General features: G+C 73.2%; 20 protein-coding genes. 10 read left to right on the forward strand and 10 right to left on the reverse strand.

The genetic code is table 11. The features are described 5' to 3' along the window. Positions 1-33 precede the first annotated feature (33 nt). From QJS33_RS21390 to QJS33_RS21400, 3 genes are all read right to left on the reverse strand, one after another. Positions 34-672, reverse strand: coding sequence for a histidine phosphatase family protein (locus QJS33_RS21390; protein ID WP_306369817.1), 639 nt, complete (start codon positions 670-672; stop codon positions 34-36). Further along, positions 669-1,415, reverse strand: a complete 747-nt coding sequence (locus QJS33_RS21395; protein ID WP_306369818.1) for a zinc ribbon domain-containing protein — start codon at positions 1,413-1,415, stop codon at positions 669-671. The genes QJS33_RS21390 and QJS33_RS21395 overlap by 4 nt, the downstream gene beginning before the upstream one ends. A gap of 151 nt (positions 1,416-1,566) precedes the next feature. Continuing rightward, the gene (locus QJS33_RS21400) at positions 1,567-2,439 is read right to left on the reverse strand and encodes a Nif3-like dinuclear metal center hexameric protein (RefSeq protein WP_306369819.1); all 873 of its coding nucleotides are present in this window, start codon (positions 2,437-2,439) and stop codon (positions 1,567-1,569) included. A gap of 80 nt (positions 2,440-2,519) precedes the next feature. Between QJS33_RS21400 and QJS33_RS21405 the strand changes: the two genes are divergently transcribed. Beyond that, entirely contained in the window at positions 2,520-3,398 is an 879-nt protein-coding gene (locus tag QJS33_RS21405) for a deoxyribonuclease IV (RefSeq protein ID WP_306369820.1), read from the forward strand. On the opposite strand, the gene QJS33_RS21410 is transcribed toward QJS33_RS21405, so the two are convergent. Continuing rightward, positions 3,395-4,063: a transcriptional regulator gene (locus tag QJS33_RS21410; RefSeq protein WP_306369821.1), complete on the reverse strand. Its 669-nt coding sequence runs from the start codon at positions 4,061-4,063 to the stop codon at positions 3,395-3,397. The genes QJS33_RS21405 and QJS33_RS21410 overlap by 4 nt on opposite strands. A gap of 42 nt (positions 4,064-4,105) precedes the next feature. Then, entirely contained in the window at positions 4,106-5,404 is a 1,299-nt protein-coding gene (locus tag QJS33_RS21415) for an MFS transporter (protein WP_306369822.1), read from the reverse strand. Positions 5,405-5,619: 215 nt separating this feature from the next. On the opposite strand from QJS33_RS21415, the gene QJS33_RS21420 reads away from it, so the two are divergent. Further along, positions 5,620-5,970: a hypothetical protein gene (locus QJS33_RS21420; protein ID WP_306369823.1), complete on the forward strand. Its 351-nt coding sequence runs from the start codon at positions 5,620-5,622 to the stop codon at positions 5,968-5,970. 217 nt (positions 5,971-6,187) lie between these two features. Beyond that, the gene (locus QJS33_RS21425) at positions 6,188-8,611 is read left to right on the forward strand and encodes a Tex family protein (protein ID WP_306369824.1); all 2,424 of its coding nucleotides are present in this window, start codon (positions 6,188-6,190) and stop codon (positions 8,609-8,611) included. Between the two features lie 64 nt (positions 8,612-8,675). On the opposite strand, the gene QJS33_RS21430 is transcribed toward QJS33_RS21425, so the two are convergent. Continuing rightward, complete coding sequence (locus QJS33_RS21430) at positions 8,676-10,163, reverse strand: carboxylesterase/lipase family protein (RefSeq protein ID WP_306369825.1); 1,488 nt, start codon at positions 10,161-10,163, stop codon at positions 8,676-8,678. A gap of 150 nt (positions 10,164-10,313) precedes the next feature. On the opposite strand from QJS33_RS21430, the gene QJS33_RS21435 reads away from it, so the two are divergent. Continuing rightward, complete coding sequence (locus QJS33_RS21435; protein WP_306369826.1) at positions 10,314-11,270, forward strand: NADPH:quinone oxidoreductase family protein; 957 nt, start codon at positions 10,314-10,316, stop codon at positions 11,268-11,270. 121 nt (positions 11,271-11,391) lie between these two features. Here the strand turns inward: QJS33_RS21435 and QJS33_RS21440 are convergent, their stop codons facing one another. Further along, positions 11,392-11,685: a GNAT family N-acetyltransferase gene (locus QJS33_RS21440; protein ID WP_306369827.1), complete on the reverse strand. Its 294-nt coding sequence runs from the start codon at positions 11,683-11,685 to the stop codon at positions 11,392-11,394. Positions 11,686-11,836: 151 nt separating this feature from the next. Between QJS33_RS21440 and QJS33_RS21445 the strand changes: the two genes are divergently transcribed. Genes QJS33_RS21445 through QJS33_RS21460 form a run of 4 tightly spaced genes read left to right on the forward strand, consistent with a single transcriptional unit; the run spans position 11,837 to position 15,598 of the window. Further along, entirely contained in the window at positions 11,837-12,592 is a 756-nt protein-coding gene (locus QJS33_RS21445; protein ID WP_306369828.1) for an SDR family oxidoreductase, read from the forward strand. Beyond that, positions 12,592-13,377 carry an SDR family oxidoreductase gene (locus QJS33_RS21450; protein WP_306369829.1) on the forward strand — a complete coding sequence of 262 codons (786 nt, stop codon included), beginning with the start codon at positions 12,592-12,594 and terminating at the stop codon, positions 13,375-13,377. The genes QJS33_RS21445 and QJS33_RS21450 overlap by 1 nt, the downstream gene beginning before the upstream one ends. Continuing rightward, positions 13,370-14,383 carry a phosphotransferase family protein gene (locus tag QJS33_RS21455; RefSeq protein WP_306369830.1) on the forward strand — a complete coding sequence of 338 codons (1,014 nt, stop codon included), beginning with the start codon at positions 13,370-13,372 and terminating at the stop codon, positions 14,381-14,383. The genes QJS33_RS21450 and QJS33_RS21455 overlap by 8 nt, the downstream gene beginning before the upstream one ends. 3 nt (positions 14,384-14,386) lie before the next feature. After that, the gene (locus QJS33_RS21460) at positions 14,387-15,598 is read left to right on the forward strand and encodes an acyl-CoA dehydrogenase family protein (RefSeq protein WP_306369831.1); all 1,212 of its coding nucleotides are present in this window, start codon (positions 14,387-14,389) and stop codon (positions 15,596-15,598) included. A gap of 95 nt (positions 15,599-15,693) precedes the next feature. On the opposite strand, the gene QJS33_RS21465 is transcribed toward QJS33_RS21460, so the two are convergent. The 3 genes from QJS33_RS21465 to QJS33_RS21475 all read right to left on the reverse strand — a co-directional run bounded on the left by QJS33_RS21465 (position 15,694) and on the right by QJS33_RS21475 (position 17,628). Further along, entirely contained in the window at positions 15,694-16,308 is a 615-nt protein-coding gene (locus tag QJS33_RS21465) for a TetR/AcrR family transcriptional regulator (RefSeq protein ID WP_306369832.1), read from the reverse strand. Positions 16,309-16,417: 109 nt separating this feature from the next. After that, positions 16,418-17,149 (reverse strand): VOC family protein, encoded by a 732-nt coding sequence (locus tag QJS33_RS21470; protein WP_306369833.1) that lies wholly within the window; start codon positions 17,147-17,149, stop codon positions 16,418-16,420. 62 nt (positions 17,150-17,211) lie between these two features. Further along, positions 17,212-17,628 (reverse strand): VOC family protein, encoded by a 417-nt coding sequence (locus QJS33_RS21475; RefSeq protein ID WP_306369834.1) that lies wholly within the window; start codon positions 17,626-17,628, stop codon positions 17,212-17,214. An 82-nt stretch (positions 17,629-17,710) separates the two neighbouring features. On the opposite strand from QJS33_RS21475, the gene QJS33_RS21480 reads away from it, so the two are divergent. Continuing rightward, entirely contained in the window at positions 17,711-18,334 is a 624-nt protein-coding gene (locus tag QJS33_RS21480; RefSeq protein ID WP_306369835.1) for a TetR/AcrR family transcriptional regulator, read from the forward strand. 17 nt (positions 18,335-18,351) lie between these two features. Then, complete coding sequence (locus tag QJS33_RS21485) at positions 18,352-18,846, forward strand: GbsR/MarR family transcriptional regulator (protein WP_306369836.1); 495 nt, start codon at positions 18,352-18,354, stop codon at positions 18,844-18,846. The last annotated feature ends 324 nt before the right edge of the window (positions 18,847-19,170 follow it).

Below are 19,170 nucleotides of genomic sequence, written 5' to 3' on the forward strand. Positions count from 1 at the left end.
CTACCGCCGGTGGCCGACTCCCCTCGACCACGTTCAGGCCAGGTGGGAGGTGTCGTTGAACGTCCGCATCACCATGGGTCCGTCGGCGTAGACGTCCACCTCGGTGAGGCTGGCGGTGTCCAGGTGCATCCGGTACAGGGCCTGCACCGGCGCCAGCAGGGCCTGCTGGACCAGCGTCTTGATGGGGGTGACGTGGGTGACGACCAGGACGGTGCGTCCCCGGTGCCGCTCCACCAGGGCGTCGCGGGCCGCGCCGACGCGCCGCGACACCGCGGCGAAGTCCTCGCCGCCGGGCGGGGCGGCCTGCGGGTCGGACACCCACCGGTCGACCGCCACCGGGTCGTGCTCACGCGCCTGGGCGAAGGTCATCCCCTCCCAGGCGCCGAAGTCGGTCTCCACGAACCCGTCGTCGACCTCCACCGTGAGACCCAGGGCCGCGGCGGCGTACTCGGCGGTGCGCCGGGTCCGCAGCAGCGGCGAGGCGACGATCGCGTCGACCTTCCGGTCGGCCAACCGCCGGGCGGCCGCCTCGGCCTGGGCGCACCCCGCCTCGGTGAGCGGGATGTCGCCCCGGCCGGCGAACCGGCGCTCCACCGACAGCGGGGTCTGGCCGTGGCGCAGCAGCAGCAACCGGGTCGGCGAGGTGTCGGGGGCACCCCACCCGGTGCTCACCGGACCTCCGGCTCCACGGTGCGGACCAGGATGCGGCGGCACTCCTCGCAGCGCACCACGTCATCGGGGGCGGCGGCGCGGATCTCGCCGAGCTCGGCCGGGCTCAGCACCAGTTTGCAGCCCTCACAGCGGCCGTGGCTCAGCGGGGCGGCCGCGATGCCGCCGTACTGGGCGCGCAGCTTGTCGTACAGGGACAGCAGCGGTTCTGGGACGTCCTCGGAGACCCGCTGCCGGTTCTCGACGACGCGGGCCCGGTCGAGCCCGATCCCGGCGGCGGCGGTGTCGCGGCGGGCGACCACCGTGGTGTAGTCGACCCGGGCCTTCTCGGCGGCGGTCGCCAACCGGGCCACCTCGGAGGACAATGCCTCGACCTGCTCCATCGCCTCCAGCACGACCTCCTCCAGCTCGCCCTGGCGGCGGCCCAGCGAGGCGATCTCGGACTGGAGGTTCTGTAGCTCCTTGCCGCTGGTGATGCGCCCCGACTCCAGGCGCTCGGTGTCGCGGGCGGCGCGGGAGCGCACCTGGTCGACGTCGCTCTCGGCCTTGCGCTGGGCGCGCTCGGCGTCCGACAGGCGGGTCTGGGCGGCGATCAGCTCACCGTCGAGGCGGTCGGCGAGTTCGGCGAGCCGGGTCGCCTCGGCGACCTCGGGCAGGGTCGCGGCCCGGTGGTCCAGGCGCTGGACCTCAAGGTCCAGCTCCTGGAGGTCGAGCAGTCTGGCCTGAGCGGCGGGTTCGGCTTTCACTTGTTCTCCTGGTGTGGTCGGAAAGGCTGGTACGCCGTCCGCGCCCTTGACACTGTGCAGTTCGACAACGCTGTGCAGTTCGATGACGCCCTGGCGGTTCGATGACGCCCTGTGCTGCGGTCCGATCGGGATGCCCGGTACCGGGCGGGTGTCAGGCCGACGGAAACGCCTGTGACCAGGCGTCCGTCACCGTAGTGGACACGCGGGCCTCCACGTTAGCCCCATCCGGGCCCAGGCGCCGAACGAGGGAGTCGGCCAGGGCGGCCGCCCCGTCCGCCAGCCACGGCCATTCACCGGCGAAGTGCGGCGTGTCGATGAGCGCGGGTGCACCCGGCCGCTCGGTGAACTCCGAGGCGGGGTGGTGGCGCAGGTCGGAGGTGACGAAGGCGTCGACCCCGGCGGCGCGGGCCGCGTCGAGCAGGGAGTCCCCCGCCCCGCCCGACACCGCGACGGTGGTGACGAGGCGGTCCAGGTCACCCGCCGCCCGGACGCCGGGCGCGGTGGCGGGCAGGCCCGCGGCGACCCGGGCGGCGAAGTCGCGCAGCGTCATCGGGGCGTCCAGGGCACCGACCCGGCCGATGCCGCGGCGGCCGTCAGGGTCGGTCGTGTCGGGCTCCAGGGGGCGCAGCGGACCGGTGAGCCCGACCGCGCGGGCCAGCGCGTCCGACACCCCCGGGGCGGCGGTGTCGGCGTTGGTGTGAGCGGTGTACAGGGCGATCCCGGCCCGGATGAGCCGGTGCACGATGCGCCCCTTGGGGGTGTCGGCGGCGACGCTGTGCACGCCTCGCAGCATGAGCGGGTGGTGGGTGACGATCAGGTCCGCCCCCCAGGTGACCGCCTCGTCGACGACCGCCTCGACGGGGTCGACGGCGAACAGGACCCTGGCGATCCGGTCCGCGGGGTCGCCCACCACCAGTCCCACCCGGTCCCAGGAGGCGGCCCAGGAGGTCGGGTAGACGTCCTCGAAGGCGGCGACGACGTCGGCGAGTGCGGGGTGTTGTTCGGTCTGCGTGCTCACGGCCACGAGAGTAGCGCCCTTCCGGCCCGGCACGGCCGGCCGACCGGGACGGGCCGCCGCGGGACAGGGTTTAGGCTGGTCGACCGATGAGTACCACGCAGCACACCCGATCCCCGCAGGCCCCGTCCCCGGTCGGCGCGCACGTCCCGGTCGCCGGCGGCATGGCCGACAAGGGGCTGGCCTACGCCGCCGAGATCGCCGCCGAGACCGTCCAGGTGTTCGTGTCCAACCCGCGCGGCTGGGCGACCAACGGGGGCGACCCGGCCCAGGACGTGCGGATGCGCGAGCGGGCCGGTGCCGGGCTGCCGGTCTTCGTCCACGCGCCCTACCTGATCAACCCGGGCACCCCCGCCGAGGAGGTGGCCGACAAGTCGGTGGCCTCCCTGGAGCACGCACTGCGCCGGTCCGCCGAGATCGGGGCGCGCGGCGTGGTCGTGCACACCGGTTCGGCGGTGTCGGGCGGCCGGGAGGCGGGCCTGGCCCGCATGCGGGAGCGACTGCTGCCGCTGCTGGAACGCCTGGGCGAGGACGTCCCCCCGGTGCTGCTGGAGCCGATGGCCGGGCAGGGCCAGGTGCTGTGCGCGACCGTCGACGACCTGGTGCCCTACTTCGAGGCGCTGGAATGGCACCCGAACGTGGGCGTGTGCCTGGACACCGCCCACCTGTTCGCCGCCGGACACGACATCTCCACCCGGGAGGGGATGCGCACCGCCCTGGACCGGTTCGGCGAGGTGGTGGGCGCCGACCGGCTGCGGGTGATCCACGGCAACGACTCCAAGGCCCCGTGCGGCAGCAACAAGGACCGGCACGAGAACATCGGAGCCGGGTTCATCGGCGCGGACGCGTTCGGGGAGCTGTTCGTCCATCCGGTGAGCGCGGGGGTGCCGATCGTGGTGGAGACCCCCGGACCGGCCGGGCCGCACGCAGCCGACGTGGCGACCCTGAAGAAGCTCCGCGACGGCTAGGCGTCCCCGGCCCGCTCCTCCCGCTCCCGCGGCGGCGGCAGCGTGGGGAAGACGTTGACCTGTACCTCGACGGTCTCGGTGTCGGGGTGGCTCTCGGGGGTGCGGCCCTCGAAGCGCTGCCCGTAGTCGCGTATGAACCCGTTCAGCGCCGCGGCGAACTCCTCGGTCTCCCCCGGGGTCATCCGCATGTGCGACAGCGAGTCGCTCGCGGAGTTCTTCCAGCGGCGCGCGTCCGGGCCGTCGGGGTGTTCGCGCACCAGTTCCAGCCAGTCCCGGAAGTGCTCCTCGCGCTGGTGGTAGTAGCGGTCCAGGACGATCTCGGCGGCCGCGCGGGTACTCGGGTCGGCGAGGAACTCGTGCCCCTTCATGTTCCAGCCGCCGGGCCGGATGCGCCACCACCGCTCCCGGCCCCCGGAGCGGCCGGGGGCGGCGTCGATGAACCCGAACCGGGACAGCTGGCGCAGGTGGTAGCTGGTGGCGCCGCTGCTCTCCCCCAGGCGTCGGCCCAGGATGGTGGCGGTGGCGGGGCCGTTGCGGGTCAGCTCCTCCAGGAGGCGCCCGCGTAGTGGGTGGGTCAGGCCGCGCAGGGCGCTCGCGTCGATCTCCATCGACTCGCCTTCTCGGGGGAAGGCGTCCACGTCGTCGGTCAAGGGCTCGTCGGACATGGCTTCACCGTAGCGGTCGGGCAGGTGTCGCACCGGTCCCCCTCATCGGCCCGCTCCGGCCAGGTCCGCGGTGGCCCCGTCGCACAGGCGGGCGAGCTCCGCGATGGTGCGTCGGAAGGCCAGGGCCGTGACGACGATGAGCAGGCCGCCGACCAGGTAGGGCAGGGCGAGGTCGATCCGGCCCAGCAGCCCGCCGAGCAGTGCGCCCACCGGGGCCGTGCCCCAGCCGACGGTGCGCAGGGCCGCGGCCACCCGGCCGCGCAGGTGGTCGGGCACGACGGTCTGGAAGAACACCGACCCGGCGATGTTGGAGATGCTCATGGACAGGCCGACCAGAGCCCAGGCCGCGGCGGCCACGAGGGGATCGGTGGTGAACGCCATCGCGGCCAGGCCCAGGCCCAGGCCCAGGTAGCCGCTCATCATCACGGCCCGGCGGCCGATCGCGAGCACCAGCCGGGAGGTCACCGCCGCCCCGAGGACCCCGCCGACGGCGATGGCCGCCAGGAACAGGCCGTAGAGGGCGGCGGGCACCTCCAGCACCTGCTGGACGTACAGCACCATCACGGCGGTGCCCGTCTGTATGCCCGCCATGGTCCCGGCGTTGGAGAACATCAGGCGGCGGAGGAGGCGGTCGCCGAACACGTGGCCCAGCCCCTCGCGCAGGGAGCGCAGCACTCCCGGCCTCGGCTCCCCGTCCGGCCCGCCGGGGGCCGCGTCGCCGTCGGGTTCCGGCCGGCGGCGCAGCAACAGGACGATGGAGAGCACCAGCAGGGCGCACAGCGCGTAGGAGAGGGCGGCCCCGGCCACCGGGAGCAGGGCGGCGACCGCGAACAGCAGCCCGGCGACCGGTTTGGCCAGGCAGTCCTGGGCGACCAGGTGCATCCCCTCCTGCCTGCCGTTGGCCCGGTCCAGGAGCCGCCCCGGCACCAGCCGGGCCACGCTGATCCGGGCGGCCGGGTCCGAGACGGTCTCACAGGTGCTCACCAGGAACAGGACCGCGTACAGGATCCACATCTCGGTGGCGCCCAGCGCGACGACCGCCGCCAGCACGGCGACGGTCGCGGCGGCGACCGCGTTGGCCACGGCCATGGCGCGCAGCCGGTCGACGCGGTCCAGCAGCACCCCGGAGAAGGGGGCGACGAGCAGCCAGGGCAGGAACCGGGAGGCGAGCAGCCCGGCGACGGCCAGCGGGTCGTGGGTGAGGGTCGCGGCGATCAGCGGCAGCGCGGTGGCGAGCATGCCGTCGCCGAGGTTGGTCAGCCCGGACGCGGCCAGCAGGCGGTGGAAGGCGCCGCCGAGGCGGTCGGTCCGGGCCGGGGCCGTGGGGGGTACGGAGGTCATGCGCGGCTCCTTGTCGGTGATGCCACGACGCTATCCCAAAGATTTCTTTGCAAAGATATATGTGCAAAGAAATCTTTGGGATACTCCCGGCGACCGCGCCGACACACCGACCCGGGGAACCTACGCGGGGGCCCGGTCGTCCCACAGGGCAATGGGCGACAATGGGATCGGGCCCCGGACGCGGGGCCGCGGGTCGAGGGAAGGGGTGGCGACGGATGGATCCGTTCTCCATGGTGTTCGGTGCGGCGATCGCTCTGGGAGGCTTCGTGGTCGGCCGCATCGTCACGAGACGCCAGGCCCGGGAGGCCGTCGCCGAACAGCGCAAACAGGAGCAGGCCAGGGCCCTGAACACCGGCGACCGCACCCCGCAGCCCCTGTGCGGCTGCGGCCACCACCTGGTCTTCCACGACCAGCAGACCAAGAAGTGCCAGACCCAGGTCGTCATCCCCGGCCGCTGGACCGGCTCGCAGAGCTCCACCTACCGCCAGTGCATGTGCCAGGGCTACCGCGGCCCGGTCCCCCTGGACGAGTACTACGCCCCGGACTACCTCGGCGGCGAGGGCTGACCGCCCGGACCCGACGCCCCGCGCCCCCGTCGACACCCGGTTCTCCGCACACGGGCCCCACCGCACACCCGCCGTGCGCGCTGTCCGCCTTCGCCCCGTCTTGCCCGCCCCCGGGGCCGGCGACCCGCGCCGAACACGGGCGCGGCCGAAATGACAATGTCCGCCCGCGACAGCAGAATGGGCCCGCACCGAACACCCGACGAGTGGACACACACCAGTGACGACCCCTGCGACACCCACGATCGACCAGCGCATCGCCGAGGAACTCGGCGTCGGCACCCACCAGGTCAAGGCCGCCGTCGACCTCCTCGACGGCGGGGCGACCGTGCCCTTCATCGCCCGCTACCGCAAGGAGGCCACCGGTACCCTGGACGACGCCCAGCTGCGCGCCCTGGAAGAACGCCTGCGCTACCTGCGGGAGCTCGACGAGCGCAAGGCCGCCGTCCTGGAGTCGATCCGGTCCCAGGGCAAGCTGACCGAGGACCTGGAGCGGAGCATTCTGGAGGCCGACTCCAAGGCCCGCGTGGAGGACATCTACCTCCCCTACAAGCCCAAACGCCGCACCAAGGCCCAGATCGCCCGAGAGGCCGGACTCGAACCGCTGGCCGAGGCGCTGATCGGCGACCCGGGCCTGGACCCGCAGGAGACCGCGGCCCCCTACGTCGACACCGACAAGGGCGTCGCCGACACCAAGGCCGCGCTGGACGGCGCCCGCGCCATCCTCGTGGAGCGCTTCGCCGAGGACGCCGACCTCACCGGCCTGCTGCGCGAGCGCCTGTGGCAGAAGGGCCGCCTGGTCTCCGCCGTCCGCGAGGGCAAGGAGGAGTCCGGCGCCAAGTTCGCCGACTACTTCGACTTCTCCGAGCCCCTCACCGCGCTCCCCTCCCACCGCGTCCTGGCCATGTACCGGGGCGAGAAGGAGGAGGTCCTCACCCTCACCCTGGAGCCCGAGGACACCCCGGCCGAGAACCCCGACGGCACCGTCCCCCGCTCCTCCTACGAGAACGCCATCGCCCACCACTTCGGCATCGTGGACCGCGGCCGCCCCGCCGACCGCTGGCTCCAGGACACCGTCCGCTGGGCCTGGCGCACCCGCATCCTGGTCCGGCTCGACATCGACGTCCGGATGCGCCTGTGGCAGCAGGCCGAGGACGACGGCGTGAACGTGTTCGCCGCCAACCTGCGCGACCTGCTGCTGGCCGCCCCCGCCGGCACCCGCGCCACCCTGGGCCTGGACCCGGGCCTGCGCACCGGCGTGAAGGTCGCCGTCTGCGACCCCACCGGCAAGGTCGTCGCCACCGACACGGTCTACCCGCACGCCCCCCGCAACGACTGGGACGGCTCCATCGACCGGCTGGCCCGGCTGTGCAGGGCCCACGGGGTCGACCTGATCGCCATCGGCAACGGCACCGCCTCCCGCGAGACCGACCGCCTGGCCGCCGACCTGCTCAAACGCCACCCCGAGCTGTCCCTGACCAAGGTGATGGTCTCGGAAGCGGGCGCCTCGGTGTACTCCGCCTCCGCCTACGCCTCCGAGGAACTGCCCGACCTGGACGTGTCACTGCGCGGCGCCGCCTCCATCGCCCGCCGGCTCCAGGACCCGCTGGCCGAACTGGTCAAGATCGACCCCAAGTCGATCGGCGTCGGCCAGTACCAGCACGACCTGGCCGAGACGAAACTGTCACGCTCCCTGGACGCCGTGGTCGAGGACTGCGTGAACGGCGTCGGCGTGGACGTCAACACCGCCTCCGTGCCGCTGCTGACCCGGGTGTCGGGCATCACCTCCACCCTGGCCCGCAACATCGTCTCCCACCGCGACGCCAACGGCCCCTTCCGCACCCGCCAACAGCTCAGGTCGGTGCCGCGCCTGGGACCCAAGGCGTTCGAGCAGTGCGCGGGCTTCCTGCGGGTACCCGGCGGTGACGACCCGCTGGACGCCTCCGCCGTGCACCCCGAGGCCTACCCGGTGGTACGCCGCATCCTGGACCGGACCGGGGTCGACCTGCCCTCGCTCATCGGCAACAAGGACGTGCTGTCCAAGGTGCGCCCGCAGGAGTTCGTGGACGAGACCTTCGGCCTGCCCACGGTCACCGACATCCTCGCCGAACTGGACAAGCCCGGCCGCGACCCGCGTCCGGCGTTCACCACCGCCACCTTCAAGGAGGGTGTGGAAACGCTCGACGACCTGGCCCCGGGGATGGTCCTGGAGGGCGTGGTCACCAACGTGGCGGCGTTCGGCGCGTTCGTCGACGTGGGCGTCCACCAGGACGGCCTGGTGCACGTGTCGGCGATGTCCGACAGGTTCGTGCAGGACCCGCGCGAGGTCGTCAAGCCGGGCGACATCGTCAAGGTCAAGGTGCAGGACGTCGACATCCCGCGCAAGCGGATCTCGCTGACCATGCGGCTCACCGACGACGCTCCGGCGGGCGGCGGCCGGGACCGCCGCGGGGACCGGGACCGCCGCGGGGACCGGGGCGAGCGCGGCGGCAACGGCGGTCAGGGCGACCGGCGCCGCGGCAACGGCAACCGGGGCAACGGCAACCGCGACCTGGGCGGCAACGCGGGCGACCGCGGCGGGCGGCAGGCCGCCCCGCAGGGGGCGATGGCCGACGCGCTGCGCCGCGCCGGACTCGGCCGCTAGGCGCGTGCACGACACGGTGCCCCGTCCCCGGAAGGGGGGGCGGGGCACCGCGGTGTCCGGGCTCCTACTTGGGGGCGAGGGAGACCTCCGCCCACACCGCGCGGGCCGGGGCGACCAGCTCCGGGTGCAGGGCGTCGGGGGTGTTCCACTCCTTGACCGAGAGGGCCGCGGAGGTCGAGGCGGGCCAGCCCGGGTCGCCGGTGGCCGCGAAGTCGCGCCAGGCGGCGATCATCCGCGCCGACAGGGCGTGGTGCTCCTCCCCCGGCCCGCCCTCGAACAGGAACGCCCCGAAGTCGCCGTCCAGATTGCCGAACGCGAACGGCAGGTCCAGGCCGTGGCAGGCGCCCAGGCGACCGCCGAGCACCGTGCTCCGGGCGGCGAACAGGAAGAAGAACGCGCGACCGCCTCCGTCGACGTGCGCCTCGGCGAGCCGGGCGGTGTACTCGCAGAACATGGCGTCGCTCTGGATCGCGTTGAACAGCTCGCGCACCGGCGCTCCGGGCAGCGTGCCCCGATACACCTCCAGGGCGTCCTTCCGCAACCCCAGCCGGGACACCAGCGCGTGCAGGACCTCCTCCTCGTCGATCCGCACCTCCTGGCCCAGTTCGGTGAACAGCCGGAACTCGTGGGCGTTGTGCCCGGTGAGCAGGTCGACCCCGGCCGCCCCGCCGCGAGCGATCGCCGCCAGGGGCTCCTCGGGCAGTTCCGGACCACCGACCACGGGGGTGAAGCAGGTGAAGGGCTTGAAGCCGCCGGAGGGCGAGTCGGCCAGGACCGCGTCGACCGCGTCCAGCACCTTCTCGGGCGACAGCGCGGCCAGGCTCTCGGCCTCGTAGGGGACCCCCGCGGCCCGGGCGATGCGCTCGCCGATGAACCGCGCGGTGCCGGTGGTGATCATGTCGCCGGGCACGCTGTGGGCGATGGCGCGTCGGAACAGGCCCCGCGCGTCGGGGGCGGCCATCAGGCAGACCACCGACCCGGCCCCGGCGGACTCCCCGGCGACGGTGACGTTACCGGGGTCGCCGCCGAAGCCCTCGATGTTGTCGCGGACCCAGCGCAGGGCGGCGATCTGGTCCAGCAGGCCGCGGTTGTCGGGGCGGCCGGGGACGTGGCCGAAGCCCTCGAAGCCGACCCGGTAGTTGACGCCGACCACGACCAGGCCGCTCTCCGCCAGTCGGGTGCCGTCGTAGGCGGGTTCGGAGGAGGCGCCGACGATGTAGGCGCCACCGTGGATCCACACCAGGACGGGGGCGCGGTCGCCGGGGCGGGCGGAGCTCCAGACGCTGAGGGTGAGGCAGTCACCGGACATCTCCGGCGACCAGGCGGCCGCACCGACCAGGTGGGGGCGCTGGGGGGCGGGCGGCCCGAACGCGGTGCAGTCCCGGACCCCGTCCCAGGGGGCGGCGGGCGCGGGGGCGGCGAACCGGTGCTCGCCGAAGGGCGCGGCCGCGTAGGGGATGCTCCGGTGGACGATGACGCTTCCGTCCTCGGAGCGGGGCGAGTCCGTGCCGCGGACCCGGCCGCCGGTCGTCGTCACCACGTTCTCAGTCACTGCCGCACTCTCCTCTGCTTGTGGCCCACCCCACACCTAACAGCGTTAGGTAACTTGGTGCAAGCCCCCTGGGCCCTGGGGAGGACTTTCGGGCGACCGGCGGGTAACATACCATCCGGTCGGTATGACACGGACGAACGGAGACCCGCCATGCGCGCCATTCAGATCACGGAGTTCGGCGGACCCGAGGTCCTCACCCTCACCGAGCTCCCCGACCCCGAGCCGAAGCCGCACGAGCTCCTGGTCGAGGTGACCCGGGCCGGGATCAACTACGCCGACACCCACCAGGCCGAGAACAGCTACCTGGCCCCCGCCACCCTGCCCCTGGTACCGGGCTCGGAGGTGGCCGGGCGCACCGCCGACGGCCGCCGGATCGTCGCCCTGACCACCGGCGGCGGCTACGCGGAGAAGGCCGTGGTCGACCCGAACATGGCCTACGACATCCCCGAGGGCGTCTCCGACGAGGCCGCCCTGGCCCTCATCGTCCAGGGCGCCACCGCCTGGGTCCTGCTCCGCAAGAGCACCCGCATGCAGCCCGGGGAGTCCGTGGTGGTGCACGCCGCCGCGGGCGGGGTGGGCACCCTGGCCGTGCAGCTGGCCAGGCTGTTCGGCGCGGGCCGGGTGATCGCGGTGGCGAGCAGCGCGGACAAGCGCGACCTGGCCCTGGAGCTGGGCGCGGACGCCGTCGTGGACTCCGCCGCCCCGGACATGACGGCGGCGCTGATCGAGGCCAACGAGGGCCGCCGGGTCGACGTCGTCCTGGACATGGTGGGCGGCCGGGTCACCGACGAGAGCGTGCGCGCCCTGGCCCCGTTCGGACGGTTGGCCTTCTACGGCATGGCCTCGCGCGAACTCCCCTCCCCGGTCAAGCTGCCCAACCTCATGCGGTTCTCCACCACGGTGGCCGGGATGTGGCTGCCGCACGTGTGGCTGCTGCCGGGGGACGTGATGGGCCAGGCGATGACGGAGATGTTCACGCTGGTGGCCGACGGCGACCTGCGGACGATCACGGGCGGCGTCCACCCGCTGGCCCGGGCCCGGGAGGCGCACGAGGCACTGCGCTCGCGGGGCACGATCGGCAAGCTCGTGATCGACCCCACCGCCTGATCCCGGGACACCCGGATCCGTGGTGACCGAAAGCAGTACCTTGACGGCGTAGATCATGAAATGTCCGAATTGCCGGAGCGGAGGGGGTCCGCGCGAACGCGCGGCCCCCTCCCGATCACCGTCACCCCCCGGACACCCCGTACACCAGGTCCGCGTAGTCGGGGTGGCGCTGGATCCAGCCCTTGACGAACGGGCACAGCGGGAGCACGTCCAGGCCGCGGCCGCGCACGTCGTCCAGGGCGCCGCGGACCAGCGCCCCGCCCAGCCCCCGGCCCTCGCGGCCCGGATCGATCTCGGTGTGGGTGAAGGTGATGAGCCCGTCGGTGAGGATGTACTCGGCGAAGCCGGCCACCTCGCCGTCGACGCGGATCTCGTAGCGCTCGTTCTCGGGGGCGTCGGCCACTCCGGTCGCCATGGTGGAAGCCTTTCGTGTCTCGCTGCGGCGGCCCCGCGCGGACCGCAGGGGCCATTGTGCCGCCCCGCGCCCCGCGCGCCCCTTGCGGCGCGCTTCCGGTGGGCATAGAGTCCACAGCAACATACCGACCAGTCGGTCTAAGGAGAATGTGATGACTTCCCGGTTCGGCGGCCGGACCGCCATCGTCACCGGTGCCAGCCGCGGCATCGGTCTGGCCATCGCGCGGCGCCTCGTCGACGAGGGCGCCCGCGTGTGCATCACCGCGCGCAAGCCCGGCCCCCTTCAGGAGGCCGTCGAGTCCCTGGGCGGCCCCGAGCACGCCATCGGCGTCGCGGGCCGCACCGACGACCCCGAGCACCAGGACGCGGCCATCGCCGCCACCCTCGCGGCCTTCGGCGGTGTCGACCTGTTCGTCAACAACACCGGCATCAACCCGGTGTACGGCCGCATGGTCGACCTCGATCTCGACGCCGCCCGCAAGATCGTCGAGGTCAACGCGCTCTCCGCGATCTCCTGGGTGCAGAAGGCGTACAAGGCCTGGATGGCCGAGCACGGCGGTGCCATCGTCAACGTCTCCTCCGTCGCCGGGATCAAACCCGCCCCGGGGATCGGCTTCTACGGCGCCACCAAGGCCATGCTCATCCACATCACCGAGGAACTCGCCGTGGAGCTGGCCCCCACGGTGCGGGTCAACGGCGTGGCCCCGGCCGTCGTCAAGACCAAGTTCGCCGCCGCCCTGTACGAGGGCCGCGAGGAGAAGGTCGCCGCCCAGTACCCGCTGAACCGCCTGGGCCGTCCCGAGGACGTCGCGGGCGCCGTCGCCTTCCTGCTCTCCGACGACGCGTCCTGGGTCACCGGGCGCACCCTGGTCCTGGACGGCGGCACCACCCTGACCGGAGGCGTGTGATGGACCTCAACGGAATCGGCGCCGTCGTCACCGGCGCCGGGAACGGTATCGGCGCCGCCCTGGCCCGCCGTCTGGCCTCCGCCGGTGCACGGGTCGTCGTCAACGACCTCGACGCGAACGCCGCCTCCGCCGTGGCCGCCGAGATCGGCGGGGTGGCCGTCCCCGGCGACGCGGCGAGCGAGGCCGGGGTCACCTCACTGATCGCCGAGGCCGCTGCCCACCTGAACGGCATCGACCTGTACGTCGCCAACGCCGGTGTGGGTGTCGGCGGGGGCCCCGACGCCCCCGAGGCCGACTGGGACCTGGCCTGGCAGGTCAACGTGATGGCGCACGTGCGCGCCGCTCGCGAGCTGCTGCCCGGCTGGCTGGAGCGCGGCCGCGGGCACTTCATCGGCACCGTGTCGGCGGCCGGTCTGCTCACCATGCTGGGCAGCGCCCCGTACTCGGTGACCAAGCACGCCGCCCTCTCCTTCGGCGAATGGATGTCGGCGACCTACGGGGACCGCGGCATCACCGTCCAGTGCGTGTGCCCGCTGGGCGTGCGCACCGGCCTGCTGGAGGAGAGCGGACCGCAGGGCAAGGCGATCCTGGCCGGGGACGCGATCACCCCCGAGGAGGTCGCCGACGCCGTCCTGGAGGGGATGGCCGACGGCCGCTTCCTGATCCTGCCCCACCCGCAGGTCGCCGACTACTACGCGGGCCGCGCCGCCGACCCCGACCGCTGGCTGGCGGGGATGCGACGGTTGCAGGCCAAAGTGTTCGACAACGAGGGAACGCATGACTGAGGAACTGCCCGGGCTGGACCCGCAACGGCTGCGCGCGCACCTGGACCTGGCCGCACCCGGCCTGGTCGGCGGGCCGCTGGCGGGACGGGTGATCACGGGCGGCAAGTCCAACCTCACCTACCTGGTCACCGACGGCACCGGTTCCTGGGTGGTGCGCCGCCCGCCGCTGGGCCACGTGCTCGCCACCGCGCACGACATGGCCCGCGAGTACCGGGTGATGACGGCGCTGCGCGACACCGCGGTCCCGGTGCCGCGCACCCACCTGCTGTGCGAGGACCCCGAGGTGCTGGGCGCCCCGTTCTACGTCATGGAGTACGTGGAGGGGACCCCGATGCGCACCCGCGACCAGATCGCCCCGCTGGGCGCCGAGGGGACCCGCGCGGTCGCCGAAGCGCTCATCACCACACTGGGCGACCTGCACGCGGTGGACCCGGCACAGGTCGGCCTGGGCGACTTCGGCCGCCCCGAGGGATTCCTGGAGCGGCAGGTGCGGCGCTGGCGCAAGCAGCTGGACGCCTCCCGCAGCCGCGACATCCCCGGCATCGACGAGCTGCACGAGAAGCTGGCCCGGACGCTGCCCGAGCCGTCGGCCCCCGCGATCGTGCACGGCGACTACCGGCTCGACAACGTGCTGGTCACCGACAAGGGCGGCATCTCCGCCGTCCTGGACTGGGAGATGGCCACCCTGGGCGACCCGCTGGTCGACCTGGGGCTGATGCTCGTCTACCAGAACCGCCCCGTGGACGTCGGGGTACCGGCCGCCACCGCGGCGGAGGGCTACCCCGCCGCCGATGAGCTGGTGGCGCTGTACGCCCGCTCCACCGGCCGGGACGTGTCCCGGCTGGGCTGGTACGTGGCCTTCGGCTGCTTCAAGCTGGCGGTGATCGCCGAGGGCATCCACTTCCGCCACACGCAAGGACTGACCGTGGGCGCCGGCTTCGACCGTATCGGCGAGGTGGTCGCCCCCCTGGTGGCCGCCGCCCACTCCATGCTCAAGGAGGACTGACCGATGGACTTCGCCTTCGACAAGGACACCGAGGAGCTGCGCGAACGGCTGCTCGCCTTCATGGACGAGCACGTGTACCCGGCCGAGCCCGTGCTGGAAGAACAGCTGGCCGAGCGCGAGAACCCCTGGTCGACCGCCCCGGTGGTGCGCGGGCTCCAGGAGAAGGCGCGCGAGCGCGGCCTGTGGAACCTCTTCCTGGCCGGGCACCCCGAACACGGGGGGCTGAGCAACCTCGCCTACGCGCCGCTGGCCGAGATCACCGGACGCAGCCCCCGGCTGGGCCCCATCGCGCTCAACTGCGCCGCCCCCGACACCGGGAACATGGAGGTGCTGACGATGTTCGGCACCCCCGAGCAGAAGAAGCGGTGGCTGGACCCGCTGCTGAACGCCGAGATCCGTTCGGCGTTCGCGATGACCGAGCCCGCGGTGGCCTCCTCCGACGCCACCAACATCGGCACGAGCATCGTCCGCGACGGCAACGAGTACGTGATCAACGGGCGCAAGTGGTTCATCACCGGCGCGCTCAACCCCGAGTGCGCGGTCTTCATCGTCATGGGCAAGACCGACCCGGACGCCGACCGGCACCGCCAGCAGAGCATGGTCCTGGTCCCCCGCGACACCCCCGGGCTGACGGTCGTACGGGGCATGACGGTGTACGGCTACGCCGACGGCGACCACGGCGGGCACGCCGAGGTGGTCTTCGAGGACGTGCGTGTGCCCGCGGAGAACCTCATCGGCGGCGCGGGCGAGGGCTTCGCGATCGCCCAGGCCCGCCTGGGGCCGGGCCGCATCCACCACTGCATGCGGCTGATCGGCATGGCCGAACGGGCCCTGGAGCTGACCTGCCGCCGGGTGCTGGAACGCACCGCGTTCGGACGCCCGCTGGCCGCCCAGGGCGTGGTGCGCGAGTGGATCGCCGAGTCGCGGGTGGAGATCGAGCAGCTGCGGCTGCTGGTGCTCAAGACGGCGTGGCTGATGGACACGGTGGGCAACAAGGGGGCGCACACCGAGATCCAGGCGATCAAGATCGCCACCCCGCGCACGGTGGAGCGGATCCTGGACCGGGCCATCCAGGCGCACGGCGCCGCCGGGGTCAGCCAGGACCTGCCGTTGGCGGGGTGGCTGGCCGGGGCGCGCTCGCTGCGGCTCGCGGACGGGCCCGACGAGGTGCATCTGCGTTCGCTGGGCCGCGCCGAGCTGCGCAAGTACGCCTGACCGCGTACGCCCGACCGCGGGAACCGGATACGTCCGGCCGCGGGAACGGGGAGAGGGGCCGGGGAGGACCCCGGCCCCTCTCCCCCGTGTCCGGGCTACTTCTCCGGGCGCAGCCCCGCGACGAGCAGGTCGGCGAAGTGGCGGCCCACGTCCTGGCCGGTGAGCGCGCCGCCGGGGTGGTACCAGGTGCTCAGGTGGTGGACCGAACCGAAGTAGTAGTTGACCACCAGGTCGGCGGAGAGGTCGTCGCGGAAGACACCCGCGTCCTGGCCCTCCTGGACCATGTCGCGGAAGATCTCGTGGTAGCGGCGGCGCTCGCTGCGCACCTCGCGCTGCTTCTCCTCGCTGAGCTGGTGCATGGAGCGGAAGAAGATGACGGTGTCGTCGAGGTTGGCGATGCTGGTGACGATGACGTCGGCGGCGGCGGCGTGCACGCGCTCGGTGACCGGGGCGTCGAGCCGGGAGATGCGCACCAGGTGCTCGGTCTGCATGCGCAGCACCCGGGCGTACACCTCGTAGAGCAGGTCGTCCTTGGAGCCGAAGTAGTGGTACATGGCACCCTTGGTGACCCCGGCGGAGACCACGATCTCCTGGACGGAGGTGCCCTCGTAGCCGCGTTCGGCGAACAGCCGGGTCGCGGCGTCCAGCAGGCGCTCGGGCACCGATCCGCGTCCGGTCCCCGCCTCGGCCGTGCGCCGTGCCATCGCCATGTCCCGCCCCATCTCGTCGCCGCCGCCCCCGGCGGCGCACCCGTTCGTACGTCCGGTCCAGCATACCGACCGGCTGGTATCAACGCACGTGTGCCAGAGGTCGCCCTGGTCACGCCACGTGCACGTCGACCGGGCGCCCGTCGGGGTCGGTGAACGTGTACCGGCCCGGCTCCAGGGCGGGATCGGTGCGGTGCGCCGGGACCGTGAATCCCAGGCGCGGCGCGCCGGTGGTGCGCTTCTCCGTGGCCGGGTACAGCTCCAGCACCAGGCCGTCGGCCAGGACCGCCGCGTGGTGCTCGGGGCCGGCGCCGTGGCGCTCGCGCACGAACCGCAGGCCCAGCGCCTGGTAGAAGGTGCGGCACTCGTCCGGCTGTGGAGTGTAGAGGACGACGAGCGTCCCCCGGATCTCGGCGCCCTCCAGGACGGCGCGGGCCCGCGCGTACTTGGCGCGCAGCCGCCCCGCCTGTTCGGCGGGCAGGGCGGCCAGCCGGGCCTCGTCGGAGTTGTGCGCGTTGTCGGCCAGCTTGACCAGGCGGCCCAGCGGGTCGGCGGCCGCGCGGGCGATGAGCTCGTCGTAGGTCTCGTCGGGGCGGCGGCTGACCGCGACCACGGCGCGCACGACCTCCTCCGGGCAGCCGCGGGCGCGCAGGTCGTCGGCGGTGAGGCCGGTGTCCTCCAGCACGTCGTGCAGGACCCCGGCCATCTGGGCGTGCTCGCCGTGGGCGGCCAGCAGGTCGCGGACCGCGTGGACGTGCTCCGTGTAGGGGCGGCCGGCCTTGTCGACCTGCCCGGCGTGCGCGCGGGCGGCCAGCTCCGAGGCCTGTGCCGGGGTCAGGGCCATGGTGTCGCCTCCGCTGGGTGTGACGGGGGTGGGGTGACACCAGGGTAGGCGGCGGGGCGGGCTCAGCGGTCCAGGAAGTTCGCGGCGTACTCCTCGCCGGGCGGGATCTCGGTGATGACGTCCACGAGCACTCCGGCGGGGTCGGCCACGATGAAGTGCCGCTGCCCGAACTCCTCGGTACGGATCCCCAGTTCGGGGTGCAGGCCGCCGCGCACCACCAGGCGCTCCCACTCGGCGTCGACGTCGGCCACCTCGAAGTTCAGCAGGATCCCGCGCGCGGGCTCCCGGAAGCCCTCCGGGACGGTGGGGTGGGTGGGGTCCAGCAGGGCCAGTTCGATGTCGGGCGGACCGGGGCGGCGCAGACTGACGTACCAGTCCGCGGCGAAGGTCTCCTCGAAGCCGAACCAGGTGACGTAGAAGTCGCGGGACTCGGGGAGGCGGGTGGTGCCCAGGACCGGATAGAAGGAGTTCAGCTTCATGACGCTTCCTTTCGCGTACCATCGGTATGTGAACTAGGATATTCACATACCGTCGGTATGTCAATGATCGGAGGGACACCCCATGCCCGAGACCACCGGGGTGCGCGCCCGGCAGCGCGAACAGACCCGCCGCACCCTGCTGCGCGAGGGCCGTCGCCTGTTCGCCGAACACGGCTATGCGGACGTCGGCCTCAGCGGGATCGTGGCCGCGGCGAAGGTCACCAAGGGCGCGCTCTACCACCACTTCGACGGCAAGCCCGCGCTGTTCCGGGCGGTCCTGCACGAGGTCCAGGAGGAGGTCGCCGCCGCCGTCGCGGCCACCGCCGACGCCGAACCCGACCCGTGGGACCGGCTCACCGCCGGATGCCGGGCCTTCCTGGCCGCCGCGACCGCCCCCGACGTCCGCCGGATCATGCTGGTCGACGGCCCGGCCGTGCTGGGCTGGAGCACCTGGCGGGAGATGGACGAGGCCAACTCGGCCCGCCACCTCACCGAGGCACTGACCGACCTGGCGGCGGCGGGGATCCTGGCGCCCCGCCCGGTGGAGCCCGCGGCGCACCTGCTCTCCGGGGCGATGAACGAGGCCGCACTGTGGCTGGCCGACCGCAGCGGCCCGGGCGACCTGGACGCCGTGTGGGAGGCACTGGAGCCCATGCTGGAGTCGCTGCGCGCGGACCGCGGACCGGACCCGCGACCCGGGCGGTGACCGATAAGGTCGTGCCCATGCCGGAAGAGCGGGAGAACCACGCGGAACAGGGGTTCCGGAACGATTTCGTCCAACGCTTCGCGGACCACTGGCACGCTCAGGGCGGGCCCCGGTCCGAGGGGCGCATCCTGGGCTACCTGCTGGTCGCCGACGACGAGGCGGTCAGCGCCGAGCAGATCGCCGAGGGGGCCGGGGTGAGCCGCGGCTCGGTGTCGGAGGCGGTGCGCCGGCTGCGCAAGGCCGGGTTCGTGGACCTGGTCGAGACGCCCGGCGAACGGACCCGCCGCGTCACCGTGGACGAGGACGTCTGGGGCGGGTTCCTGCGCAACGAGCGCACCTACCTCCAACGGCAGAAGGCGCTGGCGGCCGACGCCCTGGAGCGGCTGCCGGGGCTCAAGCCCCACGCCCGCACCCGGCTGCGGAACATGCACGACTACATGACCTGGCTGGACGACCACCACGACGCGCTCCTCGCCCAGTGGGAGGAGTTCAAGGCCGCCAGGCAGGAGTAGCCCGGACGGCCTCGGCGTTCGCACGCCCGTACACCGACATCCGAAAACCCACCGGGTTCCGGCGACCACCGCACACGGACACCCGCCCCCCGGACGGCCTCGGCACTCGCACGCCATCCACGTTCGCACGCCCGTACACCGACACCCCGCGCACCCGGATGGGCCGAACATCCCGATGCCGACCACACGCGAATGACACCGACATCCGAAAACCCACCGGGTTCCGGCGACCACCGCACACGGACCCCCGCCCCCCGGACGGCCTCCGTTCCCAGCGGGCGCCACCTCCGGATGGCGCCCGCATCCGGATGGTCACGGCATCCG

Source organism: Nocardiopsis sp. CC223A (genome assembly GCF_030766825.1).
Classification (GTDB): Bacteria; Actinomycetota; Actinomycetes; order Streptosporangiales; family Streptosporangiaceae; genus Nocardiopsis.